Raw genomic sequence first — 22,626 nt, forward strand, 5'->3', positions numbered from 1 at the left:
AACTTTATTGAAGCAACCCTGGTACGGCTAGTCTGAAAGTGGGAATGATAGCTGAAAATAATCTGCCATCATTATAAACCATACCGTATGAGCCTTCCATAAAGCCAATAGGAGTTTCTAACATTGTTCCACTTGAATATTGGTAAGCGGTATTAGGCGCAATGGTAGGGGTTTCTCCTACAACGCCAGGCCCTTTTACTTCACTTTTATCGCCATTGGCATTAGTGATGATCCAGTGACGATCTTTTAATGTGACCGCTTGATCGCCTACATTGATTATGGTGATTGTGTAGGAGAATAAATATTTTTCATCTGCTACGTCAGACTGGTGAGCAAGATACTCTGTGTCGACTTTAATTTTTATTGGGGACTCTGCTTGACTCATAGTTGAAATATTTCGTCCTTAAGCAAAGGGGCATACTCATTGAACATGCCCCTTAAGATGAAGTGGTTAAGTTGATATTTTTTTATCTATATATAAATTAGCCATTGCAACATATTGTTGCACACTGATTTGTTCAGGTCGCAGGGTTGAATCTATATTAAGTAAGGCAAAGTCTTCATCATTGATCATGCCTTTTAAGTTATTACGTAATGTTTTACGGCGCATGTGAAATGCGGTTGTACACAGATGGCGCATTACGGTGACATCTTTGCATGGCCAAGGTTTTTGCTCATAAGGCAATAAACGTACCACGGCTGAGTCTACTTTAGGCGCTGGAGTAAAGCAGTGTGGCGGCACTTCTAGTACTGGTACCACTTGGCAAAAGTATTGCGCCATTACAGTCAAGCGTCCATAAGCTTTACAGCCTGGGCTAGCTGATAAGCGTAATACTACTTCTTTTTGAAGCATAAAATGCATGGTTTCAATATATTCAGCAAATTCAAATAAATGAAACATTAAAGGCGTTGAAATGTTGTAAGGTAGATTACCAAACACTTTCATTTTTTTGCCTTCTTGTCTGAGCAGATTAAAGTCAAACTGTAGTGCATCACCTTGGTGAATCGTCAGTTTATCTTTTAATATTGGATGTGTTTTTAAACGTTCAACTAAGTCACGATCGAGCTCTACTACCGTGAGGTTATCTATGGTGTCGGCAACCGGTTCTGTCAGTGCGCCTAAGCCTGGCCCAATTTCGACCATAACATGGTCATTATCAGGGGAAATAGCACCAACAATACTGCTTATCACACCTTCATCAGTTAAGAAATTTTGTCCAAATCTTTTTCTGGCTGTGTGGCCTAAATGTACTTTATTACTCATTAGCTTAATTACTCATTAGCTTAATTACTTACTCTTATCAATCATTTCAATGGCTTTATTTAATGCGCAAAATAAACTGCCACTATCTGCTTGTCCGGTGCCGGCTAGATCGAGTGCTGTGCCGTGATCTACAGACGTTCTAATATACGGTAAACCTAATGTGATATTGACTGATTTGCCAAAACCTATAGATTTAAGCACGGGTAACCCTTGATCATGATACATAGCTAATACAACATCAGCTTGTTCAAGATATTTAGGTTGAAATAATGTGTCGGCTGGAAGTGGCCCGACGATATCCATACCTTGCTGACGTAACTCATTTAAGGCCGGTATGATGATATCAATTTCTTCTCGACCTAAATGACCATCTTCACCTGCGTGAGGATTTAAACCACAGACAAATATTTTAGGTGAGCCTAAACCAAATTTACTGAGCAGTTCACGGTGTAAAATGCTAATAATGTGGTGCAACCTGTCTCGGGTAATGGCTTTTGCCACATAGGCGAGTGGTATATGGGTTGTCATTAGTGCGACCTGCAACCAGGGGTTGCTAGCATCATTACTACATCAGGGCAATTTGCCTGTAATGCAAAGTACTCGGTGTGACCACTGAATGAAATACCTGCTTGATTAATGATGCCTTTGTGGACAGGGCCGGTGACAACTGCATCAAATTCTTTTGACATGTTTTTTTCACCGACGCACTTAAGTGTTTCTACAACGTAGCGACTGTTAGCTTCGTTTAGGACACCGCACTCAACGGCTTCGGCCAGTTTAAATGGCAGAATAGTTAATGTGCCAGCTTGTTGTGCTTTAGCAGGTAGCGCCGAGTTATACAGCTGTAGTTGTAGCGGTAAATTAAGTAATTTGGCCCTATCTAATAATAATTGTGGATCAGCACAAACAACTAGCTCAGCAGGCCAATCCTGCTGAGCTAGTTTGATGACTATGTCAGGGCCGATACTCGCCGGTTCACCTGGCGTTATCGCGATACGTTTGATCATTGTGAGTTATTAGCCTCGTATATTTTCAGGCTCGAATACTTCGATGTAAGCGTCACTGCGCATTTCATCTAACCAGTTTTGTAATTCCTCGTTAAATTTACGACGGAAGATTAATTGGTGTGCTCGATTACTATTAAACTTGTCTGTTGCATCTGTTTTTCGGCGTTCTTCTAACTTAACTATGTGCCAGCCGTGAGTGGTGCGAAAAGGTTCACTGATTTCGCCAGGCTTTAAACTTGTGAGTGTTTGGGAAAACTCTGGGACATATAAGCTTGGCTCAGCCCAACCTAATTCACCACCTTTGGCTCCTGAACCTGGATCTTCTGAATATTGACGAGCTAATTTATCAAAATCTGCTGCGCCACTGCGTATTTCTTTTAAGAAGTTTACTAGCATGGCTTGCGCACGGTCTTCAGATAAAATTGGTGATGGTTTCAATAAAATATGACGTGATTTAACTTCCTCTATTTCTTGAGTTTGTAATCCACGAGTATCCATTACTTTAATGATATGAAAACCAGATCCTGATTTTATTGGTCCTAATATATCGCCTTTTTTAGCGTCGACAACAACTTCTGCAAACAAGGTCGGCATTTCATTGATGTTCATGTAGTCCCATATGCCACCTTCAAGCGCTTTAGGTCCTGATGAAGATGCTATTGCAGTACTGCGGAAGTCTTCACCTTCATTTAGGCGTTTTAAAACAATGTCTGCTCTGCGGCTTGATAATTCAAGTTGCTCACTCGTTGGGTCGTTTGGGATCTCAATTAAAATATGACCAATTTGAAATTCAACATCTTTTAAGCCTTGTTCTTCAATGAGTTTTACGAGACTGTTAATTTCTTGAGGTGACACTTGAATGCGACGCTGTACTTGAATTCGTTGAATTTCACCTAAAGTGATTTCTTCGCGAAGTTGTTCACGATATTGGCTAAAGCTCATCCCTTCAGCTTCAAGTTGCTGCTGCATCTGATTTACAGTAATTTTCTGTTCTTTAGCAATATTCTCAATTGTTTGATCTAATTGAAGATCGCCAATAGATAAACCAATGCGTTCAGCGGTTTGCAGTTGCAAACGGGTTAAGATTAGGCGTTCAATAATTTGCGTACGTAAAGCTTCATCAGAAGGTAGCGTTTGATTAGATGCTTTAGCATTTGCTGAAACTGTCGCAATCATATTGCTAATTTCGCTTTCTAAAATAATACCATCATTTAATTGAACGGCTACGCTGTCTAACGCTTGCGGGGCTGACAAAGCTGATTGGCTTATTGTCAGTGCAAATAAAGCAAAAAAAAGTTTCTTACTGTGTTTCATCCAATAAATCCTTGACACTTTTATTCTGATATTTGGGGGGAAGCCCAAATCTATTGTTATCGTTTTTGCGAGTTAATCTTAATTAACTTAACATAGGACTACGCTTTTTAATCTTGGTTCAGCAATTTATCATAAGCTACCATAAAAGCGGCTTAATTCCTTAAGTAAAGTGGCTTGCGGTAGTTAAATAAACCTTCATTTAACATATCTTCAACCCCGAGAGGTCCTGAACCACCTAAGCCTTTGATGACAAAGTTGAGGTAAATACCTTTGTCAAATTCTTCACGCCCATCGATACTTTGTGATAAATCGTCATCATAATTTGTTTTGATGCGGTAATGATAACTTAAACGCACAGCCCAGCAACATGACTCATATTGAACACCTGTATAGGTTTCAACGCTACGAGATTCGTTTAAGTCATAATACCAATTACCGACAAAATATAAGTTATCGCTAATCGGCCAAGATGTTCTAAGACCAGCTTGAGAAATACTGACACGGTCATTGGTGTTGGTGTTGAGAAGATCTGGCACGTAACGATAACTAAATTGCAGCAATTTATCGTTACTGGGGCGATAATCTAAAGTGACTTCATTTTTTTTATTTTTACCATTTTCGGTATCATGTTGAACAGAACCACTAATAAACCAATCCTGATATAGCTGAGCATCGAGCTCAGCAGCTAAAATTGATGTGGATTCTGTTTCCTGTAAGTGTAGATTTTCACTTAATACTTTTGATTCGTCAAAATAGAGAGTTTGGCCTAAGCTGAATTTAAATTTTTCAAAATTTAGCTCATCAAAGAACCGAGTCGTGAATCCTAAAGTCAGTTGATTTGCATCTGCAATGCGGTCTAAGCCAGAAAAACGCCTATCTCGAAATAAACCAAAGTAATCTTCCTGTAATTGAGCTGTGTCATAAATACCAATGTTTGTTTGGTCTTCATAACCCACATACAGGTATTGGAACTGAGGCTCTAATGTTTGTCTTAATTGACTATCAAACATGGTTGCCGGGCGTTCAAAGTTTATTTGACCTAACACCCGAACCTGAGGAATTGTTCGACTTACTGATTCGTCAAAGTCGGTATCGAGTTCGGTAAGTTGCTGCCAATATTGGGTCTGCATAAGTTTGACCTCACTGGTTAAGCTGCCAGCAGGTCCCTGAATGGGTAGCGTTAAACTTGGCACCATATGTAAGCGTGTTGCTGTTGAATATTCATCGTGTTGATGACGAAAGTTAGTCAATTCTGAGTTAAATTTAAAATCGATACTATTGAAAAAATCAGTTTGACGATAGTTGAAATTTAATTGTGGCATGACTTGATAGGGTAACTCGTCTTCGCCCAGTACTTTTATGTCTTGTACCCGCATATTGAAGTCCCAGTTTTGCTCAAAGTAACTGGCTTCACCAATACGTGATAATTGATTGTCTGTTGAGCGATTAACATCGGAATTTAAGTCATTGAAATAGTTGTTATCAGATACATCGGTATAGTTTGCTATAACTCGCCAATTGTTATTTAGTGCGCCTTGGTGGCTCCAATGGTACAAATAGCGATCAGGGTTGTTAAATAGTTTACGGTCATTACCTAAGTATTCGACATTCATTTGACCATTTTGTTGTTCACCAGCAAGATAGCGGAACTCTGTTTTAGTAAATAGACCCCGTGATGACATGATATCTGGTGTGAAGGATAAGTCATATTCTGGTGCAATATTCCAATAATATGGCACACTCAATTGCACACCATTAGTTGTACTGGTGCTGAATGCTGGAAATAAAAACCCTGATTTGCGTTTATCTGATACAGGAATCGTCATGTAAGGGATATACAAAACGGGAATATCTGCAATACGCAGTTTGGCATTCCATATCTCACCCCACTCCTCTTCGCTGTCAATTTTAATCATGTCAGCTTCAAGCAACCATGATTGGTCACCTGGTGGGCAAGTGGTAAAGTTAGTACCAGATAGGATTAAGTTATTCTCGGAGGTTATCTGTAACCGCTTAGCATCGCCATGAATTTGTTGGCCATTAAGCCAATATTCAGCACCTTCTAAATTGGCACTGCTACTGCTCATTTGCGCTTGCAGAGAGTCAGCGGTAATGGTGAATTGCTCATCTTTGAAAATGAGATTGCCATTAGCATTTAGTTGCTGTTTTTGCTGGTCTAAAATCGCTTCGTCAGCGGCAATGTGTCTTGTTCCCTGACTAAAACTAACGTCTCCACTAAAGTGCGCTTTGTTTTCAAAAGAGGCCGATGAGTCGTCTGAAATAATGACAATATCGGTATCTTGAATACCCGTTAGCTTTTCACGATCACTAAATGAGCGAGAGACAGGGGGCTCGACTATACAAAGTTGAGGGGCTTCCTCTTCTACATTAGGTGCCTGAGCAAACACGTATTGAGGTAACAGGCATAAGGCCAGAAGATATCGGATCTGCATTATAGTCAAATAATTATGAATTCTTGTTCTGGAAAGTTTGGGTTAATAAAGAAGTTAGCCGCTAGAAAAAACAATCAATTCTTTAGCTGTTTCCAAATGTTATGCTGGCTATAATAAAGCAATTTTTGTTGAAGAGCCATTGAGATGAGTCAAACAGATTTAAGATTATCCTTATTATCCTCTTGGTTAAACCAGTATTTTGGTCAAGAAGTAAACGTTTCGTTAATTTGTGGTGATGCCAGCTTTAGACGCTACTTTAAGCTGACTGTAAATAACAGCCATTACATTGTCGCTGACTCGCCTATTACTTTAGTGCCTATTGCGCCATTTATCGCTATCGCGAAGGCATATCGTCAAGCGGGTGTATTAGTGCCTGAAATTGTACATTACTGTCTAGCACAAGGTTTCGTGTTGCAAACCAATGTCGGTGATGAGCAGCTACTATCCATTTTGCAAAACGATAATGTCACAGCCTACTATCAACAAGCGCTAGATTTACTCGTGCCCATTACTGGTGTGACTCAATACCATGATGCAGATGGGAACATCCAATCATTACCTTATTACGATAGTGTGTTTGTTGAAAAAGAATTAACTATCTTCACCGAGTGGTTGATTGGGGCTCATCTTCAGTATGATTTGTCACAAGTGGAACGTGTCATGTTAAAGGACAGTTTTCAGCTGTTGATCGCCAATGTAGAGGCTCAACCTAAAATGGGCATGCATCGTGATTTTCACAGTCGTAATTTGCTTATTAATCATGATATTCCCGGCCTAGAACGCCTTGGCGTGATTGATTTTCAAGATGCTGTGATGGGACCGGTAACCTATGATGCGGTGTCGCTGCTACGTGATTGTTATGTCCGGTGGCCTGAAGAAATAGTTAATTCACTAATGCGTTATCATTACGACTTAGCTATAAAACACGGATTAGTTGAGCCTAATGTCGATTATTTCGTTTATCAACAATGGTTTGATTTGATGGGGCTACAGCGTCATATTAAAGCTGCGGGTATTTTTGCGCGATTAAAGTTACGTGATGGGAAAGCAGGTTATATGGCAGATATTCCTTTAACATTGCAATATATAGTTGATATAGCGGGGCGTTACCCTGCACTGAAGTCGTTAAGCGATTGGGTTGAGCAGGTAGTGTTACCAAAGGTACTTGCAAAAAATTCCACTTTAGAAGGCGGTCTCTAATGAAGGCGATGATTTTAGCCGCAGGGCGTGGTGAAAGATTAAGACCACTGACTGATTTAATGCCTAAACCTTTGGTTCAGGTTAATGGCAAGCCTTTAATTGAATACCATTTGGAGAAGCTGGCTGAATGGGGCATTACTGACGTTATTATCAATCATGCATGGCTCGGGCATATGCTTGCTGAGTCATTAGGTAATGGTGAACGCTGGGGACTGTCGATTCATTATAGCGCGGAGGTCGAGGCTTTAGAAACCGCAGGCGGGATAAAAAATGCTTTACCTTTATTAGGTGCAGAACCTTTTTTATTACTAAATGGCGATATTTTTATCGACGAATTACCGGATATAGAAGCCGCATTCGCTGTGGTTAAGCAACGAAAAGCTGACGCTTATATTTGGTTGGTTGATAATCCATCACATCACGCTCAAGGGGATTTTTGCCTTACTCCTTCCAATATGACGGTTGAGAGTGCCCCTGCGCTAGTGGCCTTAGATGGCAGCACACGATTCACTTATAGTGGAATGGGTGTGTACCATCCGAAAATGTTTACTGAGCTTGCCAGCGGGTCACAACCCTTGGGGCCATTACTTAGGCAGTCAATTGCACAAGCACAAATTTATGGCCATTGTTTGACACAATATTGGTGTGATGTCGGCACTGTTGCTAGATTAAATGCGTTAAATGCACGAGTAATGTCGTTATCCTAATGTTTGGATAACAAATTTTTTAAAATATAACGGAACAGTCAATGCGAATTTGGGGCAAGGTTTTTGGGTTTATCATTGGGTTTATGTTTGGCAGAATTGCTGGCGGCATAATGGGCCTTTTTTTAGGACACCTTTACGATAAGCGTCAACGTTTATCGGGCTTAATACAACAAGCGGGCGAGCGACAAGCGACTTTTTTTAATGCCACCTTTGCTGTTATGGGCCATGTTGCTAAAGCATCAGGCCATGTAACCGAAGCAGATATTCGTGTAGCGACGTTATTAATGGATAAAATGCAGCTTTCTGGTCAGCCGCGTGCTGATGCCCAAGCTGCATTTCGTTCAGGTCGCCAAGCAAACTTTGATTTATTTCAAACATTAGCTGATTTTAAACGGGTTACTCAAAACCGGCATGAACTGCTACAAATGTTTTTAGAGATCCAAATTCAAACTGCCTTGTCAGATGGTGAGCTACAAGCAAAAGAGCAGCAAGTGTTGGCTATCATAGCTGAGCAGTTAGGGTTATCTAAGGTATTAAAAGATTTGCTTGCTCGCTGGCAAGCAGAGTTTCAACATCATCAATCAGCCCAAGGCAGTAAAATGCCACTAAACGATGCTTATTTAGTGCTTGGCATGGTTGAATCTGACACGGATCAACAAATCAAACGTGCTTACCGTAAACTGATGAATGAACATCATCCAGATAAACTGGTTGCCAAAGGGTTGCCGGAGGAAATGATGATGTTAGCCAAAACCAAAGCACAAGATATTCAAGCCGCTTATGAAACGATTAAGGCCGCTAGAGGTATGCGTTAGTTAAATGGCTATATTCAGCGGTGATAGTAATGGAAACATCTACACAGGAGTTGTGCAAAACATGAAGCAATTACAGTTAGTTTGTATGGCCGCTTTTGCATTGATGAGCACAATGAGCGTTGCTGAAATATTTGTAGCCCCTTTTGGTGGTTATAGTTTTGCTAGTAACGGGCTAGAAGTCTCAGTTAATGATGCTCAGACTAATTTTACCGAGTTAAACATCACTGAGAGTAGCAATGTAGGTTTAATGTTAGGTATAACGACTCAAGACCCAGGCAATATGTACTTCTTATATAGTCGTCAGGAGACGGATTTGCGTCAAGGTTCATTATCATCAGATAAGTTAACTGAACTCGAGGTTAATTATGTCCACCTTGGGGGAACATTGTATTTTCCAAATGGCAATTTGAAACCTTATATTACAGCCAGTGCAGGTTTAACCCAACTTCGCCCAAATAAAGAATATTCAAGCGAAACTCATTTTTCTATGGGCATTGGCGGTGGTATTGCCTATGAAGTGACTCAAAATGTTAGCGTGTTTGCTGATGTGCGCGGCTATGCTACTTTCTTAAATTCAGACAGTGGATTGTTTTGTAACCCAGCTAGCTGTGTATGGCAGATAACGGGTGATTTAATGTGGCAAAGCCAAGCCAATATTGGTCTTGAGTTTGCATTTTAATTCGACTATTTAAAGGTAGATGATGAAAATAGTAGTGCTAGATGGATTTACGTTAAATCCAGGTGATTTAAGCTGGCATGAATTGTCGGAGCTAGCGCCATGCCAAGTTCATGATCATACCTTAGCTGATGATGTGGTTTCTCGCTGTCAGGCGGCAGAGATTATTTTAACCAACAAAACCTCAATAACAGCGGATATTTTAAAACAACTTCCTGATATAAAATATATTGGTGTGTTAGCTACCGGCACAAATGTGGTAGACCTTGCCTATGCCAAGTTACGGGGCATCATTGTGACAAATGTGCCAGCCTATGGTCCAGATGCTGTCGCTCAAATGGTGTTTGCTCATATTTTGCATCATACCCAGCAAGTTGCCCTGCATGATAAAGCTGTGAAGCAAGGTCTATGGGCTGGGCAGCGTGATTTTTGTTTTACTTTATCTCCATTAATGTCGCTTAAAGGTAAAGTGCTTGGGTTAATTGGTTTTGGTGACATAGCCCAGCATGTGGCACAAATTGGATTGGCTTTTGGGATGAAGGTGTTAGTTCATACTCCTAAAGCGAAAGCTGGACTTGCTCAAGGTATAGCGTGGTGTGAGTTGGCAGTCCTACTCCCTAAAGCTCAATTTCTATCACTTCATTGCCCTTTGACTGAGGTGACACATCATATGATCGATGCATCGACTTTAGCCAAATTACCCAGTAATGCATTAATAATAAATACTGCCAGAGGCGATTTGATAAATGAGCAAGATTTAGCCGACTGGCTTAATCAAGATAAAGGTTTTGCTGCAGTAGATGTGCTGTCAAGCGAACCCCCTCAAATAGGTAATCCATTACTTAGCGCTAAAAATATTACAATCACCCCTCACATAGCCTGGGCAACAAAGGAAGCCAGGCAAAATTTAATGAATATTGCGGTGAATAATTGCCGCCAGTTTATGTTAGGTGAACCTGTAAATGTTGTTAGTAGCTAGTTTGGTTCTGTCGTTCAACCAGCATATTTATAACTAGAAAAACGGTGACTTTGATAAAGTTGTTGATGTGTTTAAGATGAAGGTCTTTGATTCACACGATATCAATGTCCGCCATATTAAACACTAATATGACGGACATAAATTAAAGTGATACAACTTAATGGTTAACTAAAAGATGATGAAAAATAAAGCATAATAAGAGTTATAATATAACCTTAATTGCTTCTGCAGCCTTTTTGGCCTTTTCGATAGCATTTTCTATACTGGTATCTTTAGCTAAGGCTACGCCTAAACGCCTACGTCCATCAATATCGGGTTTACCAAATAATCTCAATTGAGTATCGGGTAAGGCTAACGCTTTTCCCATACCTTGATATCGAATGTTATCCGATTTTCCTTCCGCTAGAATGACTGCTGAAGCCGCAGGACCAAATTGCTCAATTTTACCGATAGGTAAGCCTAAAATAGCTCTCACATGTAAGGCGAACTCTGATAAATCTTGGCTAATTAATGTGACTAAACCAGTATCGTGTGGGCGAGGGGATACCTCAGAGAAGTAAACCTCGTCGTCTTTAATAAATAACTCAACGCCAAAAAGTCCGTATCCGCCTAATGTTTTAACGATTTTCATTGCGACAATTTGCGCTTGTTCTAACACATGATCCGGCATAGCTTGCGGCTGCCATGATTCACGATAATCGCCATCTTCCTGCCTATGCCCAATAGGTGCGCAAAAATGGATCCCATCGATTGCGCTGATTGTGAGCAAGGTAATCTCATAATCAAAGGCAATAAAACCTTCAATGATCACGCGCCCTTGACCGGCACGTCCACCTTGCTGGGCATAATCCCAAGCCGCTTGAATATCATCAGCAGATTTAAGCACGCTTTGGCCTTTACCTGATGAACTCATTACGGGTTTGATCACACACGGGAAGCCAATTTGTGCGATTGCCAAGTTCAGCTCTGTTAACGTGTCGCAGAAAAAATATGCTGACGTAGGTAAGCCTAATGTCTCAGCGGCTAATCGACGAATGCCTTCTCTATCCATGGTTAACTTTGCCGCTTGTGCACAAGGAACCACGTTTAATCCTTTAGCTTCTAATGCTAATAAGGTATCAGTTGCAATCGCTTCAATTTCAGGGATAACAATATCGGGTTTTTCTAATTCAATTACAGCGGATAAAGCCGCCCCATCGAGCATGTTAATCACATGGCTACGGTGGGATACTTGCATGGCTGGAGCGTTAGGGTATCTATCGACACCTATCACTTCAATGCCAAATCGCTGCAATTCAATCGCAACTTCTTTACCCAGCTCACCGCATCCAAGCAACATGGCCTTTACGGCATCAGTGCAACCTGGTGTGCCTAATATCTCTAATGACGAAGTACTCATATTAACCCTTGTTCAGTGTTTTATAATAAGAACAGTTTACCTACTTTAGAAGAGGTTTTGCTATTACTTTACGGTAAAATATGTGAAGTAATACGTTGAATTTTCTTGTTTAGCTCATTCTTAACATTAAACAAACATTGTAAATTGTCAGTAGGCGTGTAAGATTTATTATTATCAGATTAAATATGGCCTGGAGGCTAAATGTTTTTAGATTACTTTGCGTTAGGGATATTGTTTTTTGTCGTTATTGTTATTTTTTACGGCATTATTGCTATTCATGATATTCCCTATGAGATTGCTAAAAAACGCAATCACCCGCAACAGGATGCTTTGCATATTGCCGGATGGGTAAGCTTGTTTACCTTGCATGCCATTTGGCCGTTTTTATGGATATGGGCCACGTTATACCGTGAAGATAGAGGTTGGGGATTTTCAGATAGCCGTCAAAGGGAGCTAATTCTTGAAGGCGAAGTAAAAGAACTTATTCAGAAAGTGACTCAATTAACACTGAGATTAGACCAGGCAGAAAGTAGCAAAGTGGCTAAAGCAAATACCTCAGCAGCGGTTGATGTAAATGATGAGCCTCAAACCAAGCCAGTTAATAAGGAGAACAAATAATGGATTTACTCCTTATTTTGACCTATGGCGCCATTTGTATCGCCGTTTTTAAAATATTCAAAATTCCACTTAATAAGTGGACTGTGCCAACAGCCTTACTAGGCGGCGTAGTGTTAATAGGTTCATTGTTGTTATTAATGAACTATAACCATCCCTATACTAAATTTACTCGAGAGTATTTCGTTTCTATTCCTATTACTCCAGCGGTGAAAGGGATTGTGACTGAGGTGAATGTTCATCCTAATACCCCCGTAAAAGAGGGGGATATTTTATTCAAAATAGATCCGACACCTTATGCTGCTACGGTTAAGCAAAAACAAGCTGCACTTAAAGAAGCTGAACAACAGGTTCCTCAACTGCAAGCCGCCTATGAAGCGGCTCATGCTAAACTAGAACAAGCGCAGGCTGATTCAACTCGTACTGAATCAGCTTATAGACGCTATGAAGAAGGACGTAAAAAAGGTGGTCGTAACTCACCGTTTACCGAACTTGAATTAGATAACCGTCGTCAACTCTACATAGCGTCATTAGCACAACGTGATGCAGCAAAAGCAGATGAACTTCGCAGCCGTTTAGCATTTGAGTCAAATATTAATGGGGTTAATACTAAGGTTGCTGGATTGCAAGCTGAGCTGGCGAAAGCGCAATTTGACTTAGAAAAAACCATTGTGCGTGCGCCTGCTGATGGTATTGTCACTCAATTGGCTTTACGCAAAGGGATAATGGCAGTGCCTATTCCATTGCGTCCAGCGTTAACTTTTATTCCAGATGAGGAACGATATTTCGCGGGTGCTTTTTGGCAAAACTCTTTACTGCGTTTAAAAGAGGGCGACGAGGCTGAAGTGATTATTGATGCTGTGCCTGGTGTGGTATTTACAGGTAAAGTTGCCAAAATACTGCCTGCTATGTCTGAAGGCGAAGTGCAGTTTAGCGGTAGCTTACAGTCATCGAGTAGACTATTTCAACGTGGTCGAGTATTAGTATTAATCGATCTTGATGAGAATGCGCTTCTTGATGGCTTACCGGCAGGTATTGCAGGACAAGCGGCTATTTATACCGATCACTTCAGTCATGTCGCAGTTATGCGTAAAGTATTACTGAGAATGCAGGGGTGGCTAAATTATCTGTTTGGCGACCATTAATGGCGAATAGGTTTTAAGGTATTTTGGTTAAATAAAAACGTCCGCATTTGCGGACGTTTTTGTATCGAGTCAATCATTACTGTTCAATTTTTTGGTGGGAATTGCTGCAGAATATGATAAACGGTCTCGGCAGTTTTGTTGGCTTTATGCTCACCACCTTCTTCAAAATCATATTTGTCAGTACCGCGCCAAATTAGCTTATTTTGCTTTGGATCAATAATATCTATTTGAATAATCTGTACTTTAGCGCTATCACTGCCCAGGGGAACCCCAATACTGGTGCCTACGCTTGCCCCTCCACCGCTTCCCCAGCTTCCTGTGCCTAAGCCAATTGAAAGGCCTGAGCTTTTAGGCTTTTCTTCCGTTTCAAAGGCAAAGCTGACTGAGAAATCTGCTTGGTTATCAGTTTGAGTAAAACCTTGCTTAACCAATGCATCAGTAATGTTTTGTTTTACCCGTTGAACTGTTAGTGGGTCATCGCTGTTGGTAACATTGATAAGGTTGAAGCTTTGTAATTGGCTAAAGTCATAGTTAATATCATAGTCATTTTTAGGCGTACTTTGGCAGCCTAAAATAACTAAGCTTGCTATCAATAATATCGATTTAGAGAGAAAGTGGTGTAAATTTTTCTGCGGTATAATTGGCTTTATCATAATAGATGGCTCCAAAAAGTGTACAGTTTTACTACAATTGATATAACCTTAACTATATCGTCAATTGGTTAACTACGCTCTAACTATGGAACAATTAAGTTTTTTTGCCATTCCTAGTCCCTGTGTTGGTGTCTGTCAGTCAGATACTAAAGGGTATTGTACTGGGTGTTTTCGCAGCCGTGACGAGCGCTTTAATTGGATGAGTTTCTCTGAGCTACAAAAGCAAGATATTGTGCGTTTATGTGTTGCGCGGCGAAAACGGCGCCAATATGCTTTATTCAAATCGCAAAAATTACTGCAACAACAGCAACAAGCGAACAGTAATAATCAGTTTGATTTTGATCAAGTTGATGAAATGGATTTACTGGGAGACTTAAGTCAGTTTGAGCTAGACTAGTTTTTTGCCATTATTATAGGCCAGCTTAAGGTAAATTCAGTTTTGGTCTGATTACTTGATATGGTTACATTTCCCTTATGGCGCATCATAATTCGTTTGACTATGGCCAGGCCCAAACCATGACCTTTATTGCCGTTATGTTGAGATTGGCTACGATAAAAAGCATCAAAAATATAAGGATGATCTTCTACCGGAATGCTAGGGCCGTCGTTGTTAACGGATAAGTAGACTTTATGTTGATCCGTTTTTAGATTGATTTGAATACGTGATGTAGCATAACGCTGTGCGTTTGTAACAAGATTTTGTATTGCCCGTTCGACCAATGACCCTTCACCTTTAATATAAATTTGCGTCATGTTAGTAAGATTTAATTCAATATCATGATCACTTAAATCTTCAAGCCTGAGGATCAGTTGTTTGCTGATGTTGACGAGTTCGCAATTTTCTAAAATAGGCTCGATTTGCATTGTTTCTAGACTGGCGTAGGTAAGTAACTCTTGCAGTAAACCTTCCATCTCTTTGATGTCAGTTTGCATCCCCTCTAAAAAATCAATGCGTTGGTTAATATCGCTATTAGGTAGACAATACTGTGGGAGTAGAGCTAGTGCGAATTTAAGCCTTGCTAACGGTGTTCTAATTTCGTGTGAGACAGCATTAGTTAAATGTTTTTGGTTATCAATTAAACTGCTAATGTGTTGCGCCATATCATTAAATGTCAGCGCGAGAGGGGCTACTTGAGATCTTGCGTTAAGCTCTATACGGGTATTCCAATTAGCTTCACCAAATTTTTTGGTGGCCATACGCAGTATTGTTAAGTCCCGTGAAAGAGGCCATACCCATATTAATGCAACCAGTGCGAGCGAGGCATAAAACACGATAGTAAATATCCCGCGTAATTGGCTACGGGGTTCAATATCAAACGGCCCAGCCACAAGCACTTGCTCACCTACCGCAATAAACTGCAATTGTTGCTCATTTGCTTCAGTGGTTAATATCCGATTATGCGCAAGCTGTATCTCACCATTTAAGGCAATTTGATTTCGTTGAAGTAGCTGTAATGGAAAAGAGTGTTGAGCGCTTATTGCATCCAGCAGCGTTTGCCTATCGGCTTCTGATTGCTTAGATAAAATCAATGCTAACGCAATAAGCGGGGTATCGACATCACCACTGTCATCGACATGGTTTTGCCATAGGCTATCTAATGTCCAGCCTATCCCTAAAAAGCTTAAACTGAGTAGCAGATAAAGGCTGATGAATAAACGCTTCATTTTAGTGTGTTATCGCTTAGCTATTCCATGCATCTGGTGCAAACAAATAACCTTGTCCCCACACTGTCTTAATTCGGAATGGTGTTTCAATACTGTCCCCCAGCTTTTTACGTAGACGAGATGTGCGAACATCAATTTTACGATCTTTGCCATCAAAATCGATGTTAAGTAAGTATTGATAAATATATTGACGGCTTAACACTTGACCAGCTTGTGAAGCTAACAGCCATAATAGTTCAAATTCATGGTTGGTAAGGTCTACTTGTGTATCGCCTAAACGAATTGTTTGAGTATGCGGATCAATACTGAGTTTACCAAAGTTAAGACAATGAGATTCTGGTTTATTAGGCAGCGCTTGGCGACGAAGTAAATTATTAATTCTAGCCACTAATAATGCTGGTTCAACGGGTTTTACCACGTAATCATCTGCGCCTAATTCTAGCCCTTTAATTTGATCTTCATTGGTGCCCAAAGCACTCATTAATAAAATAGGGCCAGAAAAATAATCAGGCAACTTTTCACATAAACTGAAGCCATCAAGTCCTGGTAACATAATATCAAGTAGAATAATGTCAGGCTTGTAGCTGATTAAGCGTGTCAATACAGTGTCACCGCGACGTTCTACTTCAACATGCATATCATGTGTTTTGAGATAATCAACAATGAGATTCGCAAGCCGGATATCATCTTCAACGAGTAACACTCTGTGGGTAGATTGTAGTTGGGTCATTAAAATAAGCTCCAAGGATTCCGGTAGCGTCTTCTTATTTGTCGAGAGGACGCTTTATTGACCTTTAATTTGACGCCCGCAAGCGTGAGGTTGTCGTGTTTGCTTACGAGTATAAATTGGATATCTTTATCGGTTTTTATGGTTAAACTGACCGATTTTTCGTTTAGATTGTCCGAACACCATCGCGGTATGCTTGGGTAATCTGAAATAATACATACCAGCTCTTTATTGGCTACACTCCATGTTAATAACAGATCGATTTCACAGTAATCAAATTGATCATCAGTGAGACAAAAGTTAGGCGTAGCATTAAGTCGCACTTGATGTTTTAGAGGTTCTGCTGCTGTAGAAGAAACACTCATAAACAACATCAATATACCAACAAACAGATATAACCTGCAGATAGGATAATGTTTCAAAATTAAAACCTATAAGCTGCGCCAACAAAATAACTTTGACTGTTATCTTGATTGACTAATGGACTATCCGTTATTTCATCTGACAAAGCAGTGTAACGATATGCCATTATAATATTCCATTGTTCATTAATGATGTAGCGGGTAGTGAGTTCCATGCCAGTATTCCAGCCTGAACTAGCTTGGTATTGTCGGCTCCAATAACTATTCTCGCTTTGTCGAACACCATAATAATATTGAATGACTTTAGCACTTTTCCAGTCTGCTCTTAGGGTTATGTCAAACACCCATTGCTTAACCGCTAAATCATAATTCCAACTTATATGTGCAGTGTCACCATTGTGAACATTGAACATGTCATGGGCATAAGCCACTTTAAAGAAACCTAAACGAGCATAGTAGAAAGCTTCAAGACCACCGTAAAAGGTGAATTTTCGGCTTTCAAGATGATTAAAAACTTTAGGTTCACTGGCTCTGGATAATGACGAAAACCCCATAGGCATAATATTTAAATTGTCAGCAGTACTTCGGCTAAAAAAAGGTTACTCGGGTCCCAATCATAAAAGAAAGCTCTGTCATCACTGTAGCTGGTGACGAGATTGATCGAGTACTTTTCCGCTTCTTGTAAACTATAACCAAGGTTGCCATTATCAAAAAACCATTGCTCGCCGTAATAGGCTATCGATGGTAAGACATACAGCGGAATATCATCATAATCTTGTAACGGGTTAGTTTTTTGGCCAAAACCTATGGCGACAGATATGTCCCACTCTCCTTGAGTGATGCAGTCTCCTGACGTTAAGCAAGGAAGATCTGTTTCAGCTTTCACGGTCAAGTGGGTGCCGAAAATCAGTATAAAAATAACTACATGGATATATTTAAGCATAGATGACGGCTTAACCTTGTATATGTTTACTATTCAGATGTTGATGTTTAACGTTATTGGAACTTAGTCATGAATTTTTGAACACGTAATGAACAGTATGTTATCACTATCTTTCCATTGCATTAATAACTAACCCTTGCTTGATACAAAGTGTTACGAGTGAAGGGGGTTTAAAAAAGGTAAGGTTTAGCTTTTAATTGCTTTCCAGAACAATTGGAAACTCGCTTGCCGATAAAAATCATCATGCCCTAGTTCAGGGTTGTCAGTAAAAAAGCGGATAGCGGCTAAGTATTGTCCATGACAGTTTTCAAGTAGCAAAGGGAGCGGGTAGTGGCTAATGATATTTTGTTGTTGACCTTGTTCAATTAAATCGACAACAAACCCTAATATGCTATTCATTGCTTGTTGACGAGTTAGCGCATCAATTTCTGCCGAAAGCGAAAACTGCAGAAAAAATCTTTGCTTTAGTGGGTGAGTAATTGCCCAGTCAATCGCATTTTGCCATAGGTTATTAGCATCCTGTTGTACATCATCTACAAATGGCGTGTTACTGATTATTGCATCAGCAAAATCTTGCTTAATATCGAGAAAGAGCTGATTGATAATACTATTTTTAGAAGGAAAGTGATGAAACAAAGTGCCAGTGGCCACGCCCGCAGCTTTAGCTATGGAAGCTGTTGAAGTCGCATGAAAACCTTGATGGACAAAAAGCGCTAACGCAGACGCTAAAATAGCGTGTTTCTTGTCTGTTTGTCTGTTAGTTGCGCTTTTAGTCATCACAAAGGGTATTCCTAACGTAAAAAGAACTTCATTAGTATTTTCTGAATTACAGTGCCGTAAGGCGGATGGACTAAAATGCCCGAATTGATTTTGCCACTATTCAATACTGTTTTGGCATGACTAAACGTCAGAAATCCTTCTTTACCATGATAATGCCCCATACCTGATGGACCAATGCCACCAAATGGTGCGTCATCAGCAGCGACATGAAATACAGTATCATTGATACAAACACCACCAGAGTGAGTGTGATGTAAAATATGATGTTGAGTATTACTGTTAAAACTTAATATATACAAGGCAAGTGGACGATCGCGTTGATTCACATAACCTATGGCTTCATCTACTGACTGGTAACCGATTATCGGTAAAATTGGACCAAAAATCTCATCCTGCATAACCAACATATCAGCATTCACATTGGTCATTAATTGCGTCGCGAGTTTTCGTTTACCTGCAGATACTGTACCAGTAGACGCGGATATCACGTTTGCTCCCTTTGTCTTTGCATCATCAATCACTTTAGTTAAGCGTTCAAATTGACGATCATTAATGATATTGCCGTAATCTGGATTACTGTCAAAATCAGGATACATGTTGTTAAATCTTGCTTGATAAGCTTGGATAAACTCGGCAATTTTATCTTCAGGACAAAGCACATAATCAGGAGCCACACAAATTTGACCCGCATTTAAACATTTACCAAAAATTAATCGCTCTACCGCAGTTTCAATAGGCATATCAGGTGCAATAATTGCAGGTGATTTTCCGCCAAGCTCTAAGGTCACTGGGGTGAGGTTTTCTGCAGCAGCGCGCATTACGTGACGACCAACAAGGGTGGAACCTGTGAATAAAATATGATCAAAAGGTAGCGCGGAGAATTGAGCTGCGATATCTGCTTCACCTTCTACTAGTACCACTTCATTTTGATTAAAAATCTCGGCTAATAAGTCACGTAACACTTGATTAATGTGTGGCGTGAACTCAGACATTTTTAACATGGCTCGATTACCCGCTGCAATAGCGGTGATCAATGGACCAATCGATAGCATTACAGGGAAATTCCAAGGCACAATAATACCTACCACACCTAGCGGCTGATATTGTACGGTAACTTTAGAGGGGGACAGTAATAGACCTGCGTGACGCTTACTGGGCTTCATCCAAGACTTAAGATTTTTCAAAGTGTAATTAATATTATTGATACACGGCATGATATCGGAAATGACGGTATCGTTTTCTGAACGATGACCATAGTCTTTATTGAGTGCATCAACTATTTTTTGCTGACTTTGCAACAGCGATTGTTTTAGTTGTTTAAGTTTATTCACCCTAGACTCATAGCTAGGTGCAGGCATGGATAAATATTGACTGCGTTGGCACTGAAGTAATTGCTGTAATGGTGACAATTGCGAATGTTCAACGGCCATATTCATAAAGTAACTCCTGCTAAAATAATCGAAATTGTGGTTAAATATAAACCGACTGATTAGTCGGTCTAATATTAGGGGCATTTTACTACAGATGCAATAATTGTTGATAATTTGACCTAAGCTATTTAGCTATTGCGATAACAGACTACACTTAAAATAATTACAGCACAGAGGTTTAAAAAGTGCTTTAATTTTTAAGGAGGAGTTATGCGAACTAAAACTATTTTATGGCCGACAGATTTTTCTGAAACGGCATCTCATGCGTTGCAATATGCGATTGAAATGGCCAATATGTATCAAGTTGGCATAAGAATTGTGCATGTGGTTAATCAGCCTTTTGGGGATGAAAATTATATGATTCTAGCAGTAACCGCTGAAGATCTGGCTAACAGTATGGAGCAGGTAGCTGCAGAGAAAATGCACTCTTTACTCGCTAAACTCACTACCAGTATGCCTGTTGAAACGGTTATTCGCAGAGGTGACGCCGTAACCGAAATAGTCGCTGAAGCTAATTCAGGTGATATCGGTATGGTTGTGATAGCCAGTCATGGTCGCACAGGTTTAGCCCATTTTTTACATGAGAATGTTGCTGAGGCAGTAGCTAATCAAGCAAGTTGTCCGGTACTTGTGGTCAAATAGTTCAGTTGTTAACTTTGCTGCAGTTGCTTATTGATACCATCTATTATCTAAAGGCAACGAATATGAGTACCGAAATTTTGCCTGTTCAGTAAATTTGGTTGCTGTCGATAAAACATGGCTTGAATACAAGATGACTGATGTAAATGATAAGTCAGATAATAAGATGACTGTGCCACTGTAGTCAGCGGCACAAGTTATCTTTTTAGAGTTTGAGTCATACTTGGCAATGGCTAAATCCACTGCTGATATTGTGTGCAAACAGTGTTTAATGACCTAGCTACTAATGTGTTTGCCACCTGAATAGGTATATATGGCAGTGTGATAGTGCCACTTGCTAAGCCTAATTCTAAATAGGCAAGTTGTTGTGTTTTTTGCCTTGCTGTTTGAATGATTTTCACGTGCTGTATTTTTTCAAAAGGGATCCGTTTCCAATCTCGACCTAGTAATCCGCTGTGTTGCCAAACCGCATCTTCCTCTAACACATATCCCCATCGCTTATAGCGAATATAAAGTAGTACGCTCACAGAGATGGCTGCTATAAATGCGACCTCAACCAATTTAATGTCTATATCCAAGATAAAAAATAGACCGAGTAAAATACTGAAGGGAATGAATGGCAGCCATATTCTTTTATATAGCCAAGTAATATTAATCCCAATGTAATCAGTGGGTAATTTTATAGCTGAAGTGCTTAATAAGGGTAACTTACTGAATATAGGTTCTATTTCAGCGGTTTTAACCGAAGGAATAAGCATATGTTGTTTGGTTTTTTCCTCCACTTCATTACCTTTAACTTGCTTTAAAAATAGTGTCCAGCGGTTTACAAAACGCGCTAATAGCGGTTGCTGAAAATGGACTACTTGAATACGTTTAATCGCTAATGCATCTTGCTGATGGGCAATAACGCCACCACTTCGCAGTAATGTTTGTTGGTGTTTATCAAGTGCGTAAGGATGATATTTCAGAACCGAAGCTAAAATCGAAATCATTGAAAAAAGCACGTAACCCAAAATAAATAAGCCGACTACCATTATTAATTGCAACATGAAATTGTCATGGGTAGCTTGGTTTACCCATTCAATCAATGTGTTTATTAGAGGGGACTGAGCGACTTTTTCCCATTCGATTTGTCCTGCCACAGGCCCTGCTATTATGGCAAACCAAATAAAGTTGTTTTGATAAAAACCAAATAGTATAAGCTCTTTCAGGCTACGCTTTACGATAGGTTGACTTAACGGTGTCGATTCAACTGCCATGTTATCATCTGCACTACCGATATTTTCTACAGTGTCGCTAACATGGTTTAGCTGCAATAAATGCTGTTTAAGGATCTGTGCATGTTCAGCATCCAGTGCGCTGAGCTTAGCTTCATCTTTACTTGAACCCGCTGTTTCAATCACCAAGACTGCTAATTTAAGTGGCTTAAAATAAAAAGGTTGTTCAAAGCGAATATTTTGAATTCGAGTAAGAGGAATTTCATCTTTTTTAGTGAAAAACAGTCCTCGTTTAACATCGAGTTGCTCGGTGTTTATCCTGTAACGAAATTTTCGCCATTGAATAAAAGCAAATGAAGTTAATAAAATGAGTAAAGCGATAAGACCTTCAATAACCCAAATAATAGATACATCATTGCTCCAACCAGCATAAAAAACGGGGATTAATGCATAACTGTTACTGAGAATGCTTTTTAACGATCCAAACACAAAACTTAGTATTGACCAGGGTGACAGTGCTTTCCAATCGCTTAAACTTGACTGTGTATTGGTGTTGGCTTGTTCATCTGCGTTGGGTGGTTGAGCATCAGGCATGTTCAGACCCCAAGTCAGTATTTAGTGCTTTAGGCTCAATTT

The 22,626-nt window shown here is 39.9% G+C and carries 23 protein-coding genes and 1 pseudogene; 9 read left to right on the forward strand and 15 right to left on the reverse strand.

What is annotated here, in order from left to right; genetic code table 11:
• Nucleotides 1–4: 4 nt before the first annotated feature.
• From apaG to lptD, 5 genes and pseudogenes are all read right to left on the reverse strand, one after another.
• A complete protein-coding gene (gene apaG, locus L0B17_RS06410) occupies nucleotides 5–385 on the reverse strand; it encodes a Co2+/Mg2+ efflux protein ApaG (RefSeq protein ID WP_235088485.1) in 381 nt (126 codons plus the stop codon).
• Between the two features lie 66 nt (nucleotides 386–451).
• The gene (gene rsmA / locus L0B17_RS06415) at nucleotides 452–1,264 is read right to left on the reverse strand and encodes a 16S rRNA (adenine(1518)-N(6)/adenine(1519)-N(6))-dimethyltransferase RsmA (RefSeq protein ID WP_235088493.1); all 813 of its coding nucleotides are present in this window, start codon (nucleotides 1,262–1,264) and stop codon (nucleotides 452–454) included.
• Nucleotides 1,265–1,288: 24 nt separating this feature from the next.
• Nucleotides 1,289–2,271, reverse strand: a pseudogene (gene pdxA / locus L0B17_RS06420) (4-hydroxythreonine-4-phosphate dehydrogenase PdxA).
• 9 nt (nucleotides 2,272–2,280) lie between these two features.
• The gene (gene surA, locus L0B17_RS06425; RefSeq protein WP_235088495.1) at nucleotides 2,281–3,585 is read right to left on the reverse strand and encodes a peptidylprolyl isomerase SurA; all 1,305 of its coding nucleotides are present in this window, start codon (nucleotides 3,583–3,585) and stop codon (nucleotides 2,281–2,283) included.
• A gap of 152 nt (nucleotides 3,586–3,737) precedes the next feature.
• Nucleotides 3,738–6,038, reverse strand: coding sequence for an LPS assembly protein LptD (gene lptD, locus L0B17_RS06430; RefSeq protein WP_235088496.1), 2,301 nt, complete (start codon nucleotides 6,036–6,038; stop codon nucleotides 3,738–3,740).
• 144 nt (nucleotides 6,039–6,182) lie between these two features.
• Here lptD and L0B17_RS06435 point away from each other — a divergent pair, with 144 nt between their 5' ends.
• The 5 genes from L0B17_RS06435 (at nucleotide 6,183) to L0B17_RS06455 (ending at nucleotide 10,415) form a co-directional block, all read left to right on the forward strand.
• Complete coding sequence (locus L0B17_RS06435) at nucleotides 6,183–7,238, forward strand: aminoglycoside phosphotransferase family protein (RefSeq protein ID WP_235088498.1); 1,056 nt, start codon at nucleotides 6,183–6,185, stop codon at nucleotides 7,236–7,238.
• The gene (gene murU, locus L0B17_RS06440) at nucleotides 7,238–7,945 is read left to right on the forward strand and encodes an N-acetylmuramate alpha-1-phosphate uridylyltransferase MurU (protein ID WP_235088499.1); all 708 of its coding nucleotides are present in this window, start codon (nucleotides 7,238–7,240) and stop codon (nucleotides 7,943–7,945) included. Before L0B17_RS06435 ends, murU begins: the two co-directional genes overlap by 1 nt.
• Nucleotides 7,946–7,986: 41 nt before the next feature.
• Complete coding sequence (gene djlA / locus L0B17_RS06445) at nucleotides 7,987–8,760, forward strand: co-chaperone DjlA (RefSeq protein ID WP_235088500.1); 774 nt, start codon at nucleotides 7,987–7,989, stop codon at nucleotides 8,758–8,760.
• 61 nt (nucleotides 8,761–8,821) lie between these two features.
• Nucleotides 8,822–9,439, forward strand: coding sequence for an outer membrane protein (locus L0B17_RS06450; RefSeq protein WP_235088501.1), 618 nt, complete (start codon nucleotides 8,822–8,824; stop codon nucleotides 9,437–9,439).
• Nucleotides 9,440–9,461: 22 nt separating this feature from the next.
• Nucleotides 9,462–10,415: a D-2-hydroxyacid dehydrogenase gene (locus L0B17_RS06455; RefSeq protein WP_235089636.1), complete on the forward strand. Its 954-nt coding sequence runs from the start codon at nucleotides 9,462–9,464 to the stop codon at nucleotides 10,413–10,415.
• A 202-nt stretch (nucleotides 10,416–10,617) separates the two neighbouring features.
• On the opposite strand, the gene purT is transcribed toward L0B17_RS06455, so the two are convergent.
• Nucleotides 10,618–11,793, reverse strand: coding sequence for a formate-dependent phosphoribosylglycinamide formyltransferase (gene purT, locus L0B17_RS06460; RefSeq protein ID WP_235089637.1), 1,176 nt, complete (start codon nucleotides 11,791–11,793; stop codon nucleotides 10,618–10,620).
• Between the two features lie 222 nt (nucleotides 11,794–12,015).
• Here purT and L0B17_RS06465 point away from each other — a divergent pair, with 222 nt between their 5' ends.
• Both L0B17_RS06465 and L0B17_RS06470 read left to right on the forward strand, forming a co-directional pair.
• The gene (locus tag L0B17_RS06465; RefSeq protein ID WP_235088503.1) at nucleotides 12,016–12,432 is read left to right on the forward strand and encodes a DUF3302 domain-containing protein; all 417 of its coding nucleotides are present in this window, start codon (nucleotides 12,016–12,018) and stop codon (nucleotides 12,430–12,432) included.
• Nucleotides 12,432–13,574, forward strand: coding sequence for an HlyD family secretion protein (locus tag L0B17_RS06470; RefSeq protein ID WP_235088505.1), 1,143 nt, complete (start codon nucleotides 12,432–12,434; stop codon nucleotides 13,572–13,574). The genes L0B17_RS06465 and L0B17_RS06470 overlap by 1 nt, the downstream gene beginning before the upstream one ends.
• Before the next feature lie 83 nt (nucleotides 13,575–13,657).
• Here the strand turns inward: L0B17_RS06470 and L0B17_RS06475 are convergent, their stop codons facing one another.
• Nucleotides 13,658–14,227, reverse strand: a complete 570-nt coding sequence (locus tag L0B17_RS06475) for a DUF4136 domain-containing protein (protein WP_235088507.1) — start codon at nucleotides 14,225–14,227, stop codon at nucleotides 13,658–13,660.
• Between the two features lie 85 nt (nucleotides 14,228–14,312).
• Here L0B17_RS06475 and L0B17_RS06480 point away from each other — a divergent pair, with 85 nt between their 5' ends.
• Entirely contained in the window at nucleotides 14,313–14,624 is a 312-nt protein-coding gene (locus L0B17_RS06480) for a DUF1289 domain-containing protein (protein WP_235088508.1), read from the forward strand.
• Here the strand turns inward: L0B17_RS06480 and L0B17_RS06485 are convergent.
• The 7 genes from L0B17_RS06485 to L0B17_RS06510 all read right to left on the reverse strand — a co-directional run bounded on the left by L0B17_RS06485 (nucleotide 14,621) and on the right by L0B17_RS06510 (nucleotide 20,140).
• Nucleotides 14,621–15,892 (reverse strand): ATP-binding protein, encoded by a 1,272-nt coding sequence (locus L0B17_RS06485; RefSeq protein WP_235088511.1) that lies wholly within the window; start codon nucleotides 15,890–15,892, stop codon nucleotides 14,621–14,623. The genes L0B17_RS06480 and L0B17_RS06485 overlap by 4 nt on opposite strands.
• A gap of 16 nt (nucleotides 15,893–15,908) precedes the next feature.
• Nucleotides 15,909–16,622 carry a response regulator gene (locus L0B17_RS06490; protein ID WP_235088512.1) on the reverse strand — a complete coding sequence of 238 codons (714 nt, stop codon included), beginning with the start codon at nucleotides 16,620–16,622 and terminating at the stop codon, nucleotides 15,909–15,911.
• On the reverse strand, nucleotides 16,622–16,984 hold the full coding sequence (locus L0B17_RS06495) for a DUF3019 domain-containing protein (RefSeq protein ID WP_235088513.1): 363 nt from the start codon (nucleotides 16,982–16,984) through the stop codon (nucleotides 16,622–16,624). The genes L0B17_RS06490 and L0B17_RS06495 overlap by 1 nt, the downstream gene beginning before the upstream one ends.
• A 59-nt stretch (nucleotides 16,985–17,043) precedes the next feature.
• The gene (locus tag L0B17_RS18090) at nucleotides 17,044–17,535 is read right to left on the reverse strand and encodes a MipA/OmpV family protein (protein ID WP_268834035.1); all 492 of its coding nucleotides are present in this window, start codon (nucleotides 17,533–17,535) and stop codon (nucleotides 17,044–17,046) included.
• A gap of 11 nt (nucleotides 17,536–17,546) precedes the next feature.
• Nucleotides 17,547–17,867, reverse strand: coding sequence for a MipA/OmpV family protein (locus L0B17_RS18095; protein ID WP_268834040.1), 321 nt, complete (start codon nucleotides 17,865–17,867; stop codon nucleotides 17,547–17,549).
• 243 nt (nucleotides 17,868–18,110) lie between these two features.
• A complete protein-coding gene (locus L0B17_RS06505; protein ID WP_235089639.1) occupies nucleotides 18,111–18,701 on the reverse strand; it encodes a TetR/AcrR family transcriptional regulator in 591 nt (196 codons plus the stop codon).
• Between the two features lie 14 nt (nucleotides 18,702–18,715).
• Nucleotides 18,716–20,140: a coniferyl aldehyde dehydrogenase gene (locus L0B17_RS06510; protein ID WP_235088514.1), complete on the reverse strand. Its 1,425-nt coding sequence runs from the start codon at nucleotides 20,138–20,140 to the stop codon at nucleotides 18,716–18,718.
• 204 nt (nucleotides 20,141–20,344) lie between these two features.
• On the opposite strand from L0B17_RS06510, the gene L0B17_RS06515 reads away from it, so the two are divergent.
• Entirely contained in the window at nucleotides 20,345–20,776 is a 432-nt protein-coding gene (locus tag L0B17_RS06515; RefSeq protein ID WP_235088515.1) for a universal stress protein, read from the forward strand.
• Between the two features lie 230 nt (nucleotides 20,777–21,006).
• Here the strand turns inward: L0B17_RS06515 and L0B17_RS06520 are convergent, their stop codons facing one another.
• Complete coding sequence (locus L0B17_RS06520) at nucleotides 21,007–22,584, reverse strand: PH domain-containing protein (protein WP_235088517.1); 1,578 nt, start codon at nucleotides 22,582–22,584, stop codon at nucleotides 21,007–21,009.
• Between the last annotated feature and the right edge of the window lie 42 nt (nucleotides 22,585–22,626).

This window comes from Shewanella sp. OMA3-2 (assembly GCF_021513195.1).
In the GTDB taxonomy this organism is placed as follows: Bacteria; Pseudomonadota; Gammaproteobacteria; order Enterobacterales; family Shewanellaceae; genus Shewanella.